Origin of the sequence: Sphingobium yanoikuyae (assembly GCF_034424525.1) — a bacterium.
Lineage (GTDB): Bacteria > Pseudomonadota > Alphaproteobacteria > Sphingomonadales > Sphingomonadaceae > Sphingobium > Sphingobium yanoikuyae.
Genome location: NZ_CP139979.1, coordinates 600,158 through 617,668, shown reverse-complemented (window position 1 = coordinate 617,668; position 17,511 = coordinate 600,158). Strand labels below are relative to the sequence as shown.

18 protein-coding genes are annotated in these 17,511 nt (G+C 64.7%); 5 read left to right on the top strand and 13 right to left on the bottom strand.

Features of this window, described 5'->3' with window-relative positions; all coding sequences use genetic code 11:
• Positions 1–54 precede the first annotated feature (54 nt).
• From U0025_RS02850 to U0025_RS02835, 4 genes are all read right to left on the bottom strand, one after another.
• Positions 55–492, bottom strand: a complete 438-nt coding sequence (locus U0025_RS02850) for a DUF2141 domain-containing protein (RefSeq protein ID WP_004211112.1) — start codon at positions 490–492, stop codon at positions 55–57.
• Positions 489–1,229 (bottom strand): sterol desaturase family protein, encoded by a 741-nt coding sequence (locus tag U0025_RS02845; RefSeq protein WP_004211111.1) that lies wholly within the window; start codon positions 1,227–1,229, stop codon positions 489–491. Before U0025_RS02845 ends, U0025_RS02850 begins: the two co-directional genes overlap by 4 nt.
• Positions 1,230–1,569: 340 nt before the next feature.
• A complete protein-coding gene (locus tag U0025_RS02840; protein WP_072896137.1) occupies positions 1,570–3,279 on the bottom strand; it encodes a restriction endonuclease in 1,710 nt (569 codons plus the stop codon).
• A gap of 611 nt (positions 3,280–3,890) precedes the next feature.
• Entirely contained in the window at positions 3,891–4,781 is an 891-nt protein-coding gene (locus U0025_RS02835; RefSeq protein ID WP_004211109.1) for a prephenate dehydratase, read from the bottom strand.
• Between the two features lie 172 nt (positions 4,782–4,953).
• Between U0025_RS02835 and U0025_RS02830 the strand changes: the two genes are divergently transcribed.
• Positions 4,954–5,583, top strand: a complete 630-nt coding sequence (locus U0025_RS02830) for a c-type cytochrome (protein WP_004211108.1) — start codon at positions 4,954–4,956, stop codon at positions 5,581–5,583.
• 52 nt (positions 5,584–5,635) lie between these two features.
• Here the strand turns inward: U0025_RS02830 and U0025_RS02825 are convergent, their stop codons facing one another.
• Positions 5,636–6,442, bottom strand: coding sequence for a hypothetical protein (locus U0025_RS02825; protein ID WP_004211107.1), 807 nt, complete (start codon positions 6,440–6,442; stop codon positions 5,636–5,638).
• A 2-nt stretch (positions 6,443–6,444) separates the two neighbouring features.
• A complete protein-coding gene (locus tag U0025_RS02820; RefSeq protein ID WP_004211105.1) occupies positions 6,445–7,761 on the bottom strand; it encodes a hemolysin family protein in 1,317 nt (438 codons plus the stop codon).
• Between the two features lie 147 nt (positions 7,762–7,908).
• On the opposite strand from U0025_RS02820, the gene U0025_RS02815 reads away from it, so the two are divergent.
• From U0025_RS02815 to U0025_RS02800, 4 genes are all read left to right on the top strand, one after another.
• The gene (locus tag U0025_RS02815; protein WP_029547626.1) at positions 7,909–8,589 is read left to right on the top strand and encodes an OmpA family protein; all 681 of its coding nucleotides are present in this window, start codon (positions 7,909–7,911) and stop codon (positions 8,587–8,589) included.
• A 160-nt stretch (positions 8,590–8,749) separates the two neighbouring features.
• Positions 8,750–9,088 carry a ferredoxin FdxA gene (gene fdxA / locus U0025_RS02810; RefSeq protein WP_004211101.1) on the top strand — a complete coding sequence of 113 codons (339 nt, stop codon included), beginning with the start codon at positions 8,750–8,752 and terminating at the stop codon, positions 9,086–9,088.
• A 246-nt stretch (positions 9,089–9,334) separates the two neighbouring features.
• The gene (locus U0025_RS02805; RefSeq protein ID WP_004211100.1) at positions 9,335–9,862 is read left to right on the top strand and encodes a CarD family transcriptional regulator; all 528 of its coding nucleotides are present in this window, start codon (positions 9,335–9,337) and stop codon (positions 9,860–9,862) included.
• Between the two features lie 145 nt (positions 9,863–10,007).
• Positions 10,008–11,165, top strand: coding sequence for a pyridoxal phosphate-dependent aminotransferase (locus tag U0025_RS02800; protein ID WP_004211098.1), 1,158 nt, complete (start codon positions 10,008–10,010; stop codon positions 11,163–11,165).
• Positions 11,166–11,203: 38 nt separating this feature from the next.
• On the opposite strand, the gene U0025_RS02795 is transcribed toward U0025_RS02800, so the two are convergent.
• The 7 genes from U0025_RS02795 to U0025_RS02765 all read right to left on the bottom strand — a co-directional run bounded on the left by U0025_RS02795 (position 11,204) and on the right by U0025_RS02765 (position 17,508).
• Positions 11,204–11,449 carry a hypothetical protein gene (locus U0025_RS02795; protein ID WP_004211096.1) on the bottom strand — a complete coding sequence of 82 codons (246 nt, stop codon included), beginning with the start codon at positions 11,447–11,449 and terminating at the stop codon, positions 11,204–11,206.
• An 81-nt stretch (positions 11,450–11,530) separates the two neighbouring features.
• Positions 11,531–12,034, bottom strand: coding sequence for an asparaginase domain-containing protein (locus tag U0025_RS02790; RefSeq protein WP_004211094.1), 504 nt, complete (start codon positions 12,032–12,034; stop codon positions 11,531–11,533).
• 62 nt (positions 12,035–12,096) lie between these two features.
• Positions 12,097–12,912 carry a pyrroline-5-carboxylate reductase family protein gene (locus U0025_RS02785; RefSeq protein WP_037491111.1) on the bottom strand — a complete coding sequence of 272 codons (816 nt, stop codon included), beginning with the start codon at positions 12,910–12,912 and terminating at the stop codon, positions 12,097–12,099.
• A gap of 23 nt (positions 12,913–12,935) precedes the next feature.
• Positions 12,936–13,442, bottom strand: a complete 507-nt coding sequence (locus tag U0025_RS02780) for a type III secretion system chaperone family protein (RefSeq protein WP_004211091.1) — start codon at positions 13,440–13,442, stop codon at positions 12,936–12,938.
• Positions 13,443–13,484: 42 nt separating this feature from the next.
• Positions 13,485–13,796, bottom strand: a complete 312-nt coding sequence (locus U0025_RS02775) for an accessory factor UbiK family protein (protein WP_004211090.1) — start codon at positions 13,794–13,796, stop codon at positions 13,485–13,487.
• A gap of 40 nt (positions 13,797–13,836) precedes the next feature.
• Entirely contained in the window at positions 13,837–14,385 is a 549-nt protein-coding gene (locus U0025_RS02770; protein WP_004211089.1) for a TspO/MBR family protein, read from the bottom strand.
• Positions 14,386–14,403: 18 nt separating this feature from the next.
• Positions 14,404–17,508 carry an efflux RND transporter permease subunit gene (locus U0025_RS02765; RefSeq protein WP_004211088.1) on the bottom strand — a complete coding sequence of 1,035 codons (3,105 nt, stop codon included), beginning with the start codon at positions 17,506–17,508 and terminating at the stop codon, positions 14,404–14,406.
• Between the last annotated feature and the right edge of the window lie 3 nt (positions 17,509–17,511).

The window sequence follows — 17,511 nt, the reverse complement described above, 5'->3', positions numbered from 1 at the left end:
GCGCCTTATGTGGGGCGTCACCCCTGCTGGACAAGTCGGGGCGCGCGCGCCGCCTTACAGGAAATATTTGAGCCGGATCGCCTGCCGCACCGGCGCGCCGCTCACGACGAACTCGGCCGACCGGAAGCTGGGCGCGCCAAAGCGCAGCACCGGATTGCGCGAAAAGCCCACGCCTTCGCGCGGAATGCCGGCAAAAGTGTCCAGCTTGCCATTGCCATTTTCGTCATGGATGATCGCGATCGCATAGTCGCCCGGCGCCAGATTGCCGAGCGGGATGGCATTGCCCGTCGTCGCCACGATCAGGTGGCGCTTGTCGGGATCCTTGCTGCAATCGGGAAAATAGTCGGCCGATCGCGCCACGCAGATCAGGATGCGCCCCTTGGCCGACCGCAGCCCTTCGGCCGTCATGCTGATCGGCTGGGCCAGGTCCACCGGCGCCGCCCCCGCCAGTCCCGCCATCGCCACCACCGCAAACACCACCCGACCGATCACGCCTGTTCCTTCCTCAAATCACGCCCGAAATCCCCCAGCCCCCGGTCGGTGCCGCACAGCCGGTCCCAGACGCGAAAATAGAGGCCATAATTGCACCGATATTGCTCATGATGCCGCTGATGATGGCTGGCGGTGATCAGCCAGCGGCCGATCGGCCCGCGCACCATCCAGCGCGGAAACATCTCCCACCCCATATGGTTGGACACGCCCATGATCGTCATGATCGACAGCACCACGCCCAGCGCGCCGACATGGATCGGGATCAGGAAGACCAAAGCCGGGATCACCACCGCCCCGGTCAGCGCCTCCCACGGATGAAAGCTCATCGCCGCCCAGGCGGTCGGTGGCCGGCTCGCATGATGGACGGCATGGGCGATGCGGAACAGCCGGGGCGCGTGCATCCACCGGTGCGTCCAGTAGAACCATGTGTCATGCGCGGCGAGATAGAGCAGCACCGACACCGGCAGATACCAGAGCGGATAGCGGCCGACATCCTCATAGATGCGCGTCCAGCCCCGCGCCTGCCAGCCCCAGGCGACGACCCCGGCGGGAATGCCATAGATCGCCGCAGACGCCAGCGACCAGCCAATCTCCCGCCCGATCTGTCGCCCCTGCCCGCGATAGAGGCCCGGCTGCCGCAGCCTTGTCGCCAGCGCAAAACCGCCACTGGCAATCAGATAGCGCACCCCGACGATCAGCGTCATCGCCAGCCCGGACAAGAGGATCGCAGCGACCATGGCGGGGCTATAGCGATGATTGCAGGGGAGCGGAAGCGGAGGGGGTGGGAGGGGCTGATGGCTGGTTAGCGCCATCCTTGCAGTTCGACGGCAATTTTCCTGCACCCCAGAGCGGACATCCAGATTTGACTTGGCCTGGGACATTGCTGCTGTTCCCTCGCGAATTCGCGAACGGCAGGTCCGGCCAGTAGCGGTCATGCGGCATCTGCCAGAACTCAACAGCGGAATGATTGGATATGCAGGATCGGGCGGTTAAAACAGGAAAACGCTCCTTTTAATTCCGCGTTGCAGTGATCCATCGAACGAGCAAAGCCTTGATGCCGGTAGATGGCGAGACGCATCAAGGTCGGGCAGCTCGAGCCTCGGCGACGTCTATTCGCGCCTGGTAGCCGTGCCGCTCTAGCATGTGGAGCAGGTTGGCTCCATTGAGCAGCGCCAGAGGCTTATCGCTGGCGAAGCGGTAGGCGTCAGGCCCGTAATCAGAGGTCGTCACAAGAATGCCGCGTGAGGCACCCTCGTTCATCACCGTGCCAAAGAGGTCGCGGACCGCCGAAACGCCGACGGTGCGCGTGTAACGCTTCGCCTGAATAACGATCTTGCCACCGCTGATCGGATCGGGGTCAAAGGCGATCGCGTCGACCCCTCCGTCGCTTGACGACTGAGTGACCTTCACCTCACCGCCGCGGCTTAGGAACTCCTTCTCGAACAGCTCACGCACTAGGTGCTCGAAATCGTCCCACGAAATCGAGGCGAGATTGGTCGAGGCGTCGATCCCGCCAACTACCTCGCGTTCGTCGATAAAACGGCGATCTTCACGATCCATCTCGATCACCGGCGGGACAGGCGCCAGTGCGGCGAGGTTTGCAGCGGAGACGCCCTTCAGCGCCTTGAAGCAGGCCTTCGGATCGGCGCGGGAGAGGTCGATGCGGCAAAATTCGTCACGTTTCGCGAGGATCGACATGATGCAGCCCTGCCGCTCCAGTCCGGTGGCGGGATCGATCGATTCGACCATGCCGTTAAACAGAATAGCATCGAGGTTGCCATCGACGTCGGCTTCGAAAAGTTCGTGAAGGGTGCGCAGGCAAATCTGATAACTCGCGCTATCGAAATTCGCCTTGCGATCACGGTCGGAAATGCGCGTCTCGGTTAGCTCGCCGGTCGCCTTGACGTATTTGACGGCCTTGACCTGTGGAAGGTCATCGGGTCCCGGCAGGCGGTACGCCAACATGAGCAGCCGGTCAGCCGGCCGATACTGCATGTCGTACGATTTCTCGAACAATCCGCTGTACTCAGAGTTCTCTAGGACGAGCGAGGCATGCTCGATTACGGCGTCTGGATCACGGTCGGCGATCGCGTTGCGCAAAGCGTCGATCTTGGCATGTGAAGCGGCCTGCGCGGCAAGGAACTCAGCCTTTGCGGCCTCGTGCCCGGTCCAGAACGCTTCTTCGCGAAGTGTCCACGCTGCGATGTCCGCCGCGTAACCTGCCTCGCGCTCAGCCTCCGCAGTCCGCCATTCCTCACCCGCGCGAGCGTTACGCCTTGCAACCTGGTCTTCGAGATGTCTGCGCTTTCCCAATAGCTTATCGAGTAAGCCGATTTGCGGAGCCTCGTAGGCTGGCTCCGGCCGTGCGGCGGTGGTGGGCCGCGCTTCGGGGAACTTCGCGGGCATCGCATATGCCCTGTGGTCTTTAAGTGTGTTCCAATCGATAGCGTCGTCGATCGTTAGGGTATGCGCAAGGATCCGACCGATACCCTCTTGGGCGCGGATCGCGTCGGCAGTCATTTCGTCGGCCGCGCCCTTCCCGGTCTGAAACAGCCGCTTGGTTTCGAATGCAACTAGCTTTGCGTCCCAATCGGCGAGCAGCGCATCGACCTTGCTCTGCAGGATGAACAACTCGGGAGCGCCGAGTTCGCGGTGCAGGTTCATTGTCTTGTGCCGGATATCAATGTAATATCGCAGGATACGATCGCCACGCGCGCTAAATTTGGCGCTTAGTGGCCCGATCTCAAGCTTATCTAAGTTTGGCGAATGCAGTGTGATGTCGTTCATCCCTGGCAGCCCCCCCCCCTCAGCGTCTCTGTATCATCTTTGACATTCGAGCAAAATGGGGCCTGCGGCAAGTCAGCTTGCGATCAGTCGACGGCTATCGCATCTCGCTTATGGCTCATGGAACGACGGAGATGAGGCCGCACAGCCAACCGGCCGGTTTGCGTGATCTGAACGGCGGGTTACGGCAAATGCTGACGCTTACGTCAGTGATGCTGAACGTCTTGAGTTGGTCGGCTGCCGACTCCGCACGACCGTCAGCTATCCACGCAACCCAGCTCCGAACCGGATAGTCGCCTAGCGGCCAAACCCAGCCCTACTTTCCTACTCCACCAATATCTGATCTATCCTCCGCGATGAAGCAGCCGCCACCTCGCCCCTCCGCGCGCACTCATGCGCCGCCACCCCCGCAACCCAACAGGCGCGTAGCCGTGACCCTGATGGCGCGTCGCCATGACCCGGATGTGATCGAACAGGCGCGCCGGCGGCGCGTTTCAGGCGCGAAAACGCCGCAAAACGCCGATATCATCGCGTCACGACACTGTGAACTTCGCGATGTGACCCTGGAGAAACCCAGGAGTGACCCTGAAACCGCCCTTTATCGGGCGCACCATTCAGGTGCGGGGGCGGGCCTGGCGGTAGCTGCCCAGCACGCGCACCCATTTGGTGTGGAATTCCAGCTCGGCGAGCGCGCGGTCGACCGCCGGGTCGCCCGGCATCCCTTCGATATCGCAATAGAATTCGGTCGCGGCAAAGCTGGCGCCGCGCTGATAGCTTTCCAGCTTGGTCATGTTGACGCCATTGGTCGCAAAGCCGCCCATCGCCTTGTAGAGGGCGGCCGGGATATTCTTCACCTCGAACAGGAAGGTGGTCATGACCGGGCCGACGCCGGCCGCCGGCGCCTTGGGCTCGCGCGCCAGCACCAGGAAGCGGGTCATATTGTCGTCGCTATCCTCGATATTCTCGGCGATCAGGCGCAGGCCATAGATTTCGGCGGCCAGATAGGGGGCGATCGCCCCCTCGCCCGGCGCCCGCGTTTCCGCCACCAGCGCGGCGGCGCCGGCGGTGTCGGCATAGGCGACCGGCTGGATGCCGCGCTCGCGCAGATAATGGCGGCACTGGCCCAGCGCCTGCGGATGGCTGATCGCACTCTTCACCGGCACCGTGTCGGGCGCCATCAGGCAGTGGCGGATGCGCAGGAAATATTCGTCGACGATGTGCAGCCCGGATTCGGGCAGCAGGAAATGCATGTCGGCGACGCGGCCGTGCAGGCTGTTCTCGATCGGAATGATCGCTCGGGCGGCAAGGCCATTGCGCACAGCGTCGATCGCATCCTCGAACGCAAAGCTGGGCAGCGGCACGCAATCGGGGGCGTAGCCAAGCGCGGCCAGGTGCGAATTGGCACCGGGCGCGCCCTGATAGGCGACGGCGCGCGCCGGATCGGCAGCGGCCTTTTGCGACATGTCGGCGACCAGCGCGCGAGCGGGGGCGGGATAATTTTCCATGCGTGCCTGCGCGCTTAGGCAGTTGGGGGATCGCGCGCAAGCATCGGCGGGGCGGCGGGGCGCGAAAAGCGCCACGGCGGGTTGCACCCCGGCCTATCCCCCATTATGGCAAGTGCTTAAGTGGGGGAGCGCACGACAGCCTCCATAACAAAGATGCGAGGGAAATCTGCGGATGGGCGATCGATTCAACACCGTTGCAGGGTGGGCGTTGTTTGCAGGCATCATCGCGCTGGGTGGCGCGATCGTCAGTTCCAAATATTTCCACGATGAACGGCCCGAAAAGATGGGCTATGCGATCGAGGGCGTCGAGGTGGAAGGCGAAGGTGGCGGCGACAGCGGCCCCGGCCTCAACACCCTGCTCGCCAGCGCGGATGTCGCGGCCGGCGAGAAAGTGTTCGCGAAATGCGCCGCCTGCCACACCGTCAACCAGGGCGGCGCCAACGGCATCGGCCCCAATCTCTATGCCACCGTCGGCGAAGGCATCGGCCAGGGCAAGGGCGGCTTCGCCTTCTCCGAAGCGCTCAAGAGCAAGGGCGGCGAATGGAGCTTCGACAATCTCGACCATTGGCTGAAAAGCCCGCGTGAATTTGCCCCCGGCACCAAGATGACCTTTGCCGGCCTCTCCAACCCGGCCGATCGCGCCAACCTGATCGCCTGGCTGAACACGCAGGGATCCAACTTGCCGCTGCCGGCCGCCGATGCCGCGCCGGCCGCTGCCGCCGCCGACAATGGCGCCGCGGCCGAAGGGGGCGACAATGCCGCCAATGCGGCGGAAGCCCCGGCCGAGAACGCGGCCCAGTAAGAATATGATGGTTTGAGGAAAGGGGGCGTGGCCGTTGGCTGCGCCCCTTTTGCTATCCGGCTTTTGCCTGCACCGCCGTCACGCCGCGCCGGGCATCCAGTTGCACGACCAGATCGGCCCGTGCCGGCATTTCGCGCAGGATATGGCGGGTCAGCCGCTCATAATGCTGGATGAAGCGGGCGATCTGATCCGGGTTCATCACGGCGCTGCCATCGGCGCGCAGATCGCCTTCCTGCTGGGTGCGCCAGCGCTGCACCACGTCGAAGCCGGGGGCGGCGAGCAAGGCCAGACCATCGATTCGCCCGAACAGCGCCTGATAATCGCCCGCCAGCGCAACATTGGCGAAGTGTCGCCAGCGCCCGTCGCCATCCTCGTCCCGCTCCAGCGCATTGACCGGCGCATCCAGCGCCGCCGCCGGCTGTGGCCGGGCGCCAACGCACCAGCCCTCCAGGATCAGCAGGCGCAGCCCCGCCGGCGCGATCGGCCATGCGTCTTCGGGCAGGCGGTCGTCCACCGCCTTGTCGAAGCGGGGCAGGCGCGCCGGGTGGCCTGCGGCCAGATCGTCCAGCACGGCCATGCCCAATGCGATGTCATGGGTGCCGGGCACGCCGCGCGTCCGCAGCAGCGGATGGACCGTCCGGGCCAGCAGCGCCCGTTCGGCGCGGGTCAGATAAAGGTCGTCGATCGACAGGATGGCGGTGGCGATGCCGCGCCGGGTCATCCGGGCCTCAAGCGCGCCGGCCAGCATGCTCTTGCCGCTGCCCTGGGCGCCGCACAGGCCAAGGATGACAAGGCCTTCTTTGTCGTCCAGCAGGCGTAGGGCCAGGCGATCGACCGCATCGAGCGCCGTGCCTGTCACGTCTAGAGCCGGGCGACCAGCAGCTTGTCGATCTTGCGCCCGTCCATATCGACAATCTCGAAGCGCCAGCCCTGATCTTCGGCATAGTCGCCGATTTCCGGCAGCCGCTTGAGCAGCCACAGGACATGGCCGGCGACCGTCGCATAATCGCGATCCTCGGACAGGTTGATGTCGATCCTCTCGGCCAACTGGTCGATCGGCATCTGGCCCGATACCAGCAGGCTGCCATCCTCGCGCTCGACAATGTCGGGTTCGTCATAGGCGTCGCGGTCCGACGCGAAATGGCCGGCAATGGCGGACAGCAGGTCGGCCGGGGTCACGATCCCTTCGAAATGGCCATATTCGTCATGCACCATCACCATCGGCACATCGGATTTGCGCAGCACTTCCAGCGCATCCATGGCATCGACCTGATCGGGCACGACCTCCGCCTTGCGCAGCAGCGTCTCGATATCCAGCGCCTCGCCCCGGAACAATGCGGTCATGATGTCGCGTGCCTGGACGATGCCGATGATATCCTCCACCGACCCGCGGCCCACCGGCAGGCGGGTATGCGGCGTTTCCAGCAGGCGCAGGCGGATCGTTTCCTCATCGGCGTTGATGTCGATCCAGTCGACATCCATGCGCTGGGTCATCACCTCGCGCACCGGCCGGTCGGCCAGGCGGACCACGCCCGAGATGATCGCGCGCTCGCTTTCCTCGATGATGCCCGAACGGCTGGCCTCGGCCACGATCAGATGCAGTTCCTCGACCGTGACATGATGTTCCGATTCGCGGTCCAGCCCCAGCAGCTTGAAGATGAGGCCGCTCGACTTGTCGAGCACCCACACCACCGGCGCGGTCAGCTTTGCCAGATACAGCATCGGCGTCGCCACCAGCACGGCGATCGGTTCGGGCTGGCGCAGGGCGAATTGCTTGGGTACCAGTTCGCCGATGATCAGCGAGGCATAGGTGGTCAGGCCGATGACGATCGCGAAGCCCAGATTTTCCGCCATATTGGGCGACAGGCCCAGCGCCGCCAGCCGTTCGCCGGTCGGCCCGCCCAGGCTGGCGCCCGAATAGGCGCCGGAGATGATGCCGATCAGGGTGATGCCGATCTGGACGGTCGACAGGAACTTGCCGGGGTCCGCCGCCAGTTGCAGAGCCGACTTGGCACCGCGCTTGCCCGCCTTCTCCATCGCCTGCAGCCGTGGCTTGCGCGCGGACACGATGGCCAGCTCCGACATCGCGAAGACGCCGTTCAGCGCGACCAGCGCCAGGATGATGATGAGGTCTACCCAGGGGAAGGGCGTCGGAGCGGGAGGGGGGATCGTGGCCATGGTGGTCCCCTCCCCTATAACCTTTATTCTTTCGTTTTCACAACCATCCCATCATCGCCCGTTCAGTTCACTTGTGGAACAATCCATCGCCTGGCTTATTAGGGAGGCATCCATCCACGCGGATGCCAAGGACAAGGGAATAGAAGAATGAGGATTTCGCACCGGATCATGATGGCGGCCGGCCTGGCCGCGATGCTGACCACCACCGCCTGCACCACCGACCCGGAAACCGGGCAGAAGCGCATGTCGAAGGCGGCGATCGGCGGCATCGGCGGCGCACTGGGCGGTTATCTGCTGGGCGATCTGGTCGGCGGCCGGCATGACCGCACCGAAAAGATCCTGGGCGCCGGCATCGGCGCGATCGCGGGCGCCGGCATCGGCTCCTATATGGACGAACAGGAACGCAAGCTGCGCCAGCAGACCGCCGGCAGCGGCGTCGACGTGATCCGCCAGGGCGACGACCTGCTGCTGCGCATGCCCTCGGGCATCACCTTCGCGTTCAACGACGCCAGCGTCCAGCCGCAGTTCCGCCCCACGCTGGACGAGGTATCCTCGATCCTGTCGCAATATCCCAAGACCTATATCGACGTATATGGTCACACCGACAGCGACGGGTCGGATGCCTATAATCAGACGCTGTCGGAACGCCGCGCCCAGTCGGTCGCCGGCTATCTGACCAGCCATGGTGTCCAGTCGGCCCGCATCGCCACCCGCGGCTTTGGCGAAACCCAGCCGATCGCGTCGAATGCGACCGAGGAAGGCAAGGCCGCCAACCGCCGCGTCGAAATCAAGATCTCGCCCGTCACCGAATCCGACGTGCGCAGTTGACGATGGCTCGGGCCGCTCGAACGGGCGGCCCGACCGACCATCTGCGCTGCCGACAGCACAAAACCGCCCCTACGCGCCCGTCAACATTATCCTCATTGACCTTCGCGCGCGCCGGGCATAGCAGGGCCGCCGCTGTCGCAACCCAAAGAGTGCCCTGACAATGACCTATGTCGTGACCGACAACTGCATCCGCTGCAAATATATGGATTGCGTCGAGGTCTGCCCCGTGGACTGTTTCTACGAGGGCGAGAACATGCTGGTCATCAATCCCAATGAGTGCATCGACTGCGGCGTGTGCGAACCGGAATGCCCGGCCGAGGCGATCCTGCCCGACACCGAGAACGGCCTTGAGAAGTGGCTGGAACTCAACACCAAATATTCGGCCGAATGGCCCAACATCACGGTCAAGGGCGAGGCCCCGGCTGACGCCGACGCGATGAGCGGCGTAGAGAACAAGCTGGAACAGTTCTTCTCGCCCGAACCCGGCGAGGGCAGCTGATCGATATTATCCTGCGCCATCAAGGCGCAGCGTCCCATTTTGTGCCGCACCCCCAGACTTTGTGTCCGGGGGTGGCAATTTTGTTACGAATCTGCTAAATAGCGCCCAGCGGACGAACATGGTCGCGTTCGTCCTGGAGTATTCGCATCATGTCTTGACGGTGACGCCGCGGACTTTCCCCGACTCGTGCCCCTGCTGCACCTGCCCCGCGACGGCCCGTTCCCCGGTTGAATAGAAAGGTTTCAAATGGCTGCCAAGGCGCTGTCCTTTGACGTTGGTGATTATGTCGTTTACCCCAAGCACGGCGTGGGCCGTGTGATCGAACTCCAAAAGGAGCAGATCGCGGGCATGGAACTGGAGCTGTATGTGCTCCGTTTCGAAAAGGAGCGCATGACGCTGCGCGTTCCCACCAACAAGGCCGAAGGCGTCGGCATGCGCAAGCTGTCCTCCAACAAGACGCTGGAGGAGTCGATGGAAACCCTGAAGGGCAAGCCCAAGGTCAAGCGCACCATGTGGTCGCGCCGCGCCCAGGAATATGAAGCGAAGATCAATTCGGGCGACCTGGTGTCGATCGCCGAAGTGACCCGCGACCTGTTCCGTGCCGACGACCAGCCCGAGCAGAGCTATTCCGAACGCCAGATCTTCGAGGCCGCTTCCAGCCGCCTCGCCCGCGAACTCGCCGCGATGGAAGAGACCGACGAGCCCACTGCGCTGCAGAAGATCCTGCGCATCCTCAATGAGGCCGCGCCGAAATATGCCAAGGTCGAAGGCTGATCGCTTCGCCCGAACAGGCTGAAACATGACGATGGGCGCCCTCCCAAGGGGCGCCCTTCTTCGTTACGGCAAGGCCATTGCGGGAATCCCGCCCTCGTCCGTTGACTCCCCCGAACCGTTCTTCAGGACGCATAGGGGAATAGCCATGAACGACCAGGATGACGCGCAACAGGATTTGATCCAGCGCGGCTATTCGCGCCGCGACGCCGCCCGCATATTGGGCGTGCTGGGCGCGGGCGTGGCGGTCGCCACCGCCGGCACCCCGGTCTGGGCGCAGCGCAATGACGGCCCCGAAGAAGGCAATTTCCCCAAGGTGCGGATCGGCTCCAACGAATGCTGGACCGGCCCCTTCCCCGTCGCCCAGGCCGCCGCGGCGAAGATCGTCTCACACGCCAATTTCTATCACCCCGGCACCGAAGTCACCGACTTCAAGAAGACGCTCGCGACCATCGAGGGCGTGCCGGTCGACCATGTCCTGCCCTGGCCAGGGTCCAGCGACCCGCTCTCGCGCATCGTCGTCGCCTTCTGCTCGCCGCAAAAGGGGCTGGTGACCGCCGATGTCAGCTATGAACAACCCTGGGGCACGGCGGAATGGGCCGGCGCCAAGGTGACGAAGGTGCCGCTGACGCCCGATTATCGCCACGACGTGAAGGCGATGCTGGCCGCCAATCCGGACGCCGGCCTCTATTATATCTGCTCGCCCAACAACCCCACCGGCACGCTGACGCCGGTGGCCGACATCGAATGGCTGGTCGCCAACAAGCCGGCCGGATCGATCGTCCTGGTGGACGAAGCCTATCTCCATTTCTCGCACGGCCAGTCGGCCGCGCCGCTGGTTGCGCAGGGCAAGGATGTGATCGTGCTGCGCACCTTCTCCAAGCTGTTCGGCATGGCCGGCATGCGGCTGGGCGCCACCATCGCGCGACCGGACCTGCATGGCAGGATGATGCGCTATGACGGCAAGCGCATGTCGACCAACCTGCCCCTGCCCTCGGTCGTGTGCGGCACCGTGGCGCTGACGCAGAAGGCGCTGATCGAGCAGCGCCGGGCCGAGATGATTGCGGCGCGCGACTTCACCTTCGCCCATCTCACCAAGCGCGGGGTCAAGTTCATCCCGTCGGACGCCAACATGTTCATGGTCGACTGGGGCAAGCCGGCCGCTGGCGTGCAGGCCCAGTTCCTGGCGGCGGGTGTCGGCATCGGCCGCAACTGGGCGCCCTGGCCCACCATGTCGCGCGTCACCGTCGGCTCCATGGCCGACATGCAGGCCTTCTGCGCTGCGCTCGACAAGATCATGGTCTGAAAAAGGACCGGCTTCGCTGTGGAAGCCGGCCCTTTGGATCAATTGCCCTTCACGCTGTCGGCGGCATCCTTGGCGGCGTCGCCGACATCGCTTGCGGCCTGACCGACCTGGCTCGCCGCGCTCGACACGGCATCATCCTTGCGGGTCTGGCTGCTGATCAGGAAGAAGGCGGCAACCGCCACCACCACGACCAGCAACAGGATCGCGATGGTCGTGCCACCGCCGCCGCTGCGCTTTTCGATGATCGTCGTCGTGGGCGCCGGGCGTTCCTGATAATCTGCCATAAAGTCTCTCCTCTTTGTCACCCCGTGGGGGCAACAATGCCGGAGAGCGGGCAAAGGTTTCAGCCGCCCCGCTGGCCCCCCTTACTCGCCGGTCGGGACAAAGGCGCCCTTGGCGCGGTCCTTGACCACCTTGTCGGCGCGGAACACCGATCCGCTCATGGTGATATAGACGCCCGGCTCGGCGACCTGCGCGGTGGCAAAGGCCATGCCAAGGTTGAAGCTCGCATCGCTCTCGCCAAAGCGCGCCGGGGCCAGCGCACCGACCAGCACGACGGTCTTGCCGGGAATATCCTGCAACAGCTTGGCCGTCTCGGTCATGGTATCGGTGCCATGGGTGATGACGATATGCTTCTCGCGCGCAGCGGCAACGCGGGCGGCGATCAGCGCACGATCCGTGTCGTCCAGTTCCAGACTGTCCTTGCGGGTGATTTCCTCGATGCGGAAGGGCCGCTTGACCCGTGCCACCTGCAACAGCTTGGCCATCACCGTCTCGCCGACCTGATAGTCGGACAGGGCGTCGAAATAGACCTTGTCGATCGTGCCACCGGTGGTGAGCAGCAGGATGGGGGTTTCGGGGGACAGCATGAACGGACTCCGTATATCGATCGCGCCCCCTTAACGGATAATGGCGCGGACCGGAACCGTCCCTATTCGCCCCGCGCCATCGCCGCACCCCGGTCGCGCGCCGCGACCAGCGTGTCGGTCAAAAGGTCGAGCAGGCGATTGTCGGCGTCCAGCACATTGAGGCCCTGGCGCGTCATGCCGCCGGGGCTGGCGACCTGATCCGCCAGGGTGGCCGGACTGACGCTGGCGCGCGCCGCCATGTTCGCCGATCCCTGCACCGTGGCCAGCGCCATGCGTGCGGCCTGATCGGCAGGAATGCCCAGCGCCTCGCCGGCGCGCGACAACGCATCGATGAAGCGGAACAGGAAGGCCGGACCGCAGCCCGACAGGGCCGTCACCTGATTGAACAGGGCTTCGTCACCCATCCATTCGGCTAGGCCCAGCGGCGCGATCAGCGCGGCAATGTCGGCCTTGGCCGCCGCATCAGTGGCCGCATCAGTGTAGAGCGCCACCACGCCCTCGCCCAGCCCGACCGGCAGGTTGGGCATGGCGCAGACGACATCGCGCGGCGCCGGGAAATGCCGGCGCAGGTCTGCAATCGGTGTTCCCGCCAGGATCGACACCAGCCGCGTCTCCGCCGTCAGCAGTGGCGCAAGCCCGGCCGCGACATCGGCAATCTGGTAGGGCTTCATGCCCAGCAGCACGGTCGTGCCGGCCGGCAGCGCCGCGGGATAGGCGGTGACGACGGTCACGCCGTGCGCCACCGGCTTGCCGCTCGGCCGCAGCACGGTGACGCGGGCGGGGTCGAGGCCGCACGCCAGCCAGCGGGTCAGCATCTGCCCCGCCATATTGCCGCAGCCGACAAGGAAAAGATGATCGGGCCAGCAGGCAATGGTCATGGTCAGGCTTTCAGGCAGAAATGTCAGGCTTCGCCGCGGGTTTCGATCAGGCTCGCGCTGATCGCCTCGCTCGGGCTCTTGCCGCCCCACAGGACGAACTGGAACACCGGATAGAAACGCTCGCACTCGTCGATCGCGGTCTCGATCAGCACCTGCGCCTGGTCCAGCGTCAGCGTGCCGCCCTGCCCCAGCAAGGCGCCGTGGCGGAACAGGATGATGCCGCTCGACGACCACAGCTCGAAATGGCCGAGCCAGAGCTGTTCGTTGATCAGGCCCAGCGTCTCGTAGATGACGGCGCGCTTGTCGTCATTGACGCGGATGTCGGGCAGCGCGAGAAGCTGCAGCACCTGATCCTCGTCGCGCCAGATGCCGCGCAGCTCATATTGCGCCCACGACCCCTGGGTGCTCGCGACGATCTCGTCCTCGCCGACCTGCTCATAGCTCCAGCCATGCGCCTCGTAAAAGGCCGCCAGCATGTCGATCGGCGCGGCCTCATGGCCGCCATTCTCAAATTCGTCGCTATCCATCATCGGCGCGCCTTTATCACCGCAAGCGGCGAAAGGACAGGGCGCTTACTCGGCGCCCGCATCCTTATCCACAGCTTTCGTCTTGGCGGCGCGCACGGTCTTGGTAACCGGTTCGGGCGCCTTGCCTTCCAGCGCGTCGAGGCGGGCCTTGAGCAGTTCGACTTCCTCGCGCGCGGCGGCGGCCATCGCCTTGACCGCGTCAAATTCCTCGCGGCTGACGAAGTCGACGCCGCCGATCCATTCCTTGGCGCGCTCGCGCGCGTTGGATTCGAACTCGCGGGTCATGCCCGCGACCGTGCCGGCAGCGCCGTTCACCAGCTTGGCCAGGTCGTCGAAAAAGCGGTTCTCGCTCTGCATGATCGTCTATCCTCGTATCAGGCGCGTGGATGCGCCGAAATCATATCTGGGTCTGGAGTGCCGGCGCGACAAGCCTGTGCGCATCCGGGTTCAGGCGGCCGACCTCATAGTTGAGGTAGGAGGCAAAGACCAGCCAGACCAGATAGGGCAACATCAACGCACCGGCAAAGGGACGGATCCGCCAGAACAAGGTGGTGGTGAGCGCCACCAAGAGCGCCAGCACCAGGATCAGCCCCAGCGCCGCCCCCACCTGATGCGCACGAAAGAAGAGCGGCGACCAGGCAAGGTTGAGCGCCAGCTGCACCAGGAACAGCGCGACCGCCGCCCCCCGCCCCCTGGCCCCGCGCGCATGCAGCACGATCGCGAAGGCCAGCGCCATCAGTATATAGAGGATCGTCCAGGCGACGGCGAAGGCCCAACCCGGCGGCATCAGCGCCGGCAGGTTGAGCGAGGCGAACCAGCGATTGCCAAAACCGCTATTGGCAAGCCTGCCCGACAGGAAGCCGAGAAAGACGATCGCGGGCACCGTGACCAACGCCCAGCGCAGATAGGCAAGACGCAACTGACCCTGGGACGCGATCTCGTTCATCGGCAACGCAGCTCCAAGCTATTCGGCGGGTTCAGGCGAATCCTTGAGCGCCGAATCCAGTTTGCGACCAACGGTTTGCGGAGAAACCGTGCGCTTGGCAACGCGCGAATAGAAAATGGGAATGAGGAACAAGGTGATGAGCGTTGCCAGGCTGACGCCGAAGACGATCACCACGCCGATCGAATGGCGCGCCGCCGCACCGGCCCCGCCGCGCAGCACCAGCGGCACCGCGCCAATGACGGTCGCGATCGACGTCATCAGGATCGGGCGCAGACGCCGCTTGGCCGCCTCGCGGATCGCCTCGGCAATCTCCATCCCCTCGTCGCGCAACTGGTTGGCGAACTCGACGATCAGGATGCCGTTCTTGGCGGCCAGGCCCACCAGCATGACGATGCCGATCTGGCTATAGAGGTTGATCGACCCGCCAGTGATCGCCAGGCCCAGCGCGCCGCCCGCCACCGCCAGCGGCACCGTCGCGATGATGACGCCGGGGTGGATGAAGCTTTCGAACTGGGCGGCGAGCAGCAGATAGACGATCAGGATGGTGAGGCCGAAGACGATCCAGATCGACCCGCCGGTCTCACGCAGCGACTGGCTTTCGCCGCGATAGCCGATCGCCAGCACCTCGGGCGACTGGCGCGCCTGATCCTCCAGGAAGGCCAGCCCCTGCCCCAGCGACGTCCCCGGCGCCAGCGCGGCGGTCAGGGTGATGGCGCGCAGCTTGTTATAGCGGTTGAGCTGACGCGGCCCGGCCACTTCGCGCACGGTCACAACCGCCGACAGCGGCACCAGCACGCCGCTGCGGCTGCGCACCTGGATACGTTCGAGATCAGCCAGCGTCTGGCGCCCGTCACGCTCCGCCTGCACCAGCACGCGATATTCCTCGCCGCGGTCGACATAGGTGGTGACGCGGCGCGAACCGAGCAGGCTCTGCAGCGCCTGGCTGACATCGTTCACCGACACGCCCAGGTCGCCGGCGCGCTGCAGATCGGTTTCGATCCGCATCTGCGGCTTGGTTTCCTTGTAATCGCTGTCGAGGTTGATCAGGCCCGGATAGCTCGCGGCCGCCAGCATGATGCGGTCGCGCGCCGCCACCAGCCCCTCATAGGTGGAACCGGCCAGCACGATATTGACCGGCAGGCCACGACCACGGCCCAGCCCCGATCGCGGCGCGGCATTGCCGCGCACGCCGGGCTGATCGGCAATCACCTTGTTGATGATGGTCGCGACTTCCGCCGTGGTGATGGTGCGGTCTTCCCACGGCCGCAGGAAGGCGATGACATTGCCGTTATTGTAATCGTCGGTGGTACCGAAACCGCTGGGCGTGCGGATCACCAGATTCTGCAACGTGCCATCCTTACGCAGGAAGGCGAGATCATTCTCGATCTTCTGCATATAGGCCATCATCCGGTCGAAGCCGGTGCCTTCGGGCGCGTTGATATTGGCCTCGACCACGCCGGTATCCTCGGCCGGGGCCAGTTCGGCCGGCAGGCGGGTGAAGAGGAAGAAGGCGACGCCCAGGAAGATCGCGACGCCCAGCAGCGGCATCAGCGGCTTCTTCAGCGTCCAGTCGAGCCAGCGGCCATAGCCATGCTCGATCCGCTGGAAGCGATCATCGACCCAGCGCGCCAGCCGGCCGCGCTCGGCATTCTTCAGCAGCTTGGAGCAGAGCATCGGCGCAAGGCTGAGCGAGATGAAGCCCGAAAAGCCGATCGCCGCGATCATCGCAATGGCGAGTTCACGGAACAAGAGGCCAGTCTGGCCGGCGAGGAACATGACCGGCACGAACACGGCGCAGACGACCAAGGTGGTCGAGATGATGGCAAAGCCCACCTGCCGCGTGCCGAGATAGGCGGCGACCAGCGGATCGTCGCCCTGCTCGACGCGGTGATAGACATTTTCCAGCACCACGATCGCGTCGTCGACCACCAGGCCGATGGCGAGGACGAAGGCGAGCAGGGTCAGCAGGTTGATCGACAGGCCAAGCAGCCACATCACCGCGCAGGTGGCGAGCAGGCAGATCGGCACCGTCACCGCTGGCACGATCGTCGCGCGCACCGATCCCAGGAACAGGAAGATGACGAGGATGACGAGCAGAGCCGCCTCGATCAGCGTGTCATAGACATTGTCGATCGCGCGTTCGATGAACAGGGATTCGTCGGTGCCGATAGCGACGCGCATGCCCTTGGGCAGGGTCGGCTCCAGCTCCTTGATCAGCGCCTTGGCCTTCTGCGCCACTTCCAGCGTGTTGGCGCCCGACTGGCGGATGATGCCGATGCCGATCGCCGTGCCCTGGTTGGAACGGAAGCTGCTATAGGGGTTTTCGGCCCCTTCCTCGATCCGGGCGACATCGCCCAGCTTCACCTGATAGCCATCCTCGCCCCGGCCCACGACCAGTTGCGCGAACTGGTCCGGCGTGGCGAAGGGCCGCTCGACGCGCAGCGTCTGGTTCTGATCCTTCGATTCAAAGCGGCCGGCGGGCAGCTCGACATTCTGGGTGCGCAGCGCCCCCTCGACATCGGCCGGGGTCAGGCCGAAGGCGGCCAGCTTTTCCGCGTTGAACCAGATACGGGTCGACGGACGCGCCTCGCCGCCGATGGTGACGCGGGCGACGCCGTCGATCGCGGCGAAGCGATCGGCAATGTTGCGGTCGAGATAGTCGCTGATCTGGATCGGCGACCAGCCGGGGCGCGAGAAGGCGAGGAACAGGATCGATCGCGCGTCGGAATCGACCTTGCGGATTTCGGGCGCCAGCGCATCCTCGGGCAGATCCTCGGTCACCGAGCCGACACGGTCGCGCACGTCATTGGCGGCGCTGTCGATGTCGCGCGAGGGATCGAACTCGATATTGATGTTGGACGTGCCGTCCTGCGAGGTCGAGGTGATGGTCTGGATGCCCTGCACGCCCGCGACCGCATCCTCGATCTGCTGGGTGATGCGGGTTTCCACCACCGACGCGGCAGCGCCGGTATAGGTGGTTTCGACCGAGACGATCGGCGGATCGGTATCGGGATATTCGCGGACCGACAGGCTGAAATAGCCGACCAGGCCGACGATGCACATCAGCACCGCGACCACCGCCGAAAAGACCGGCCGGCGGACCGAGAGATCGGAGAGCTGCATCGG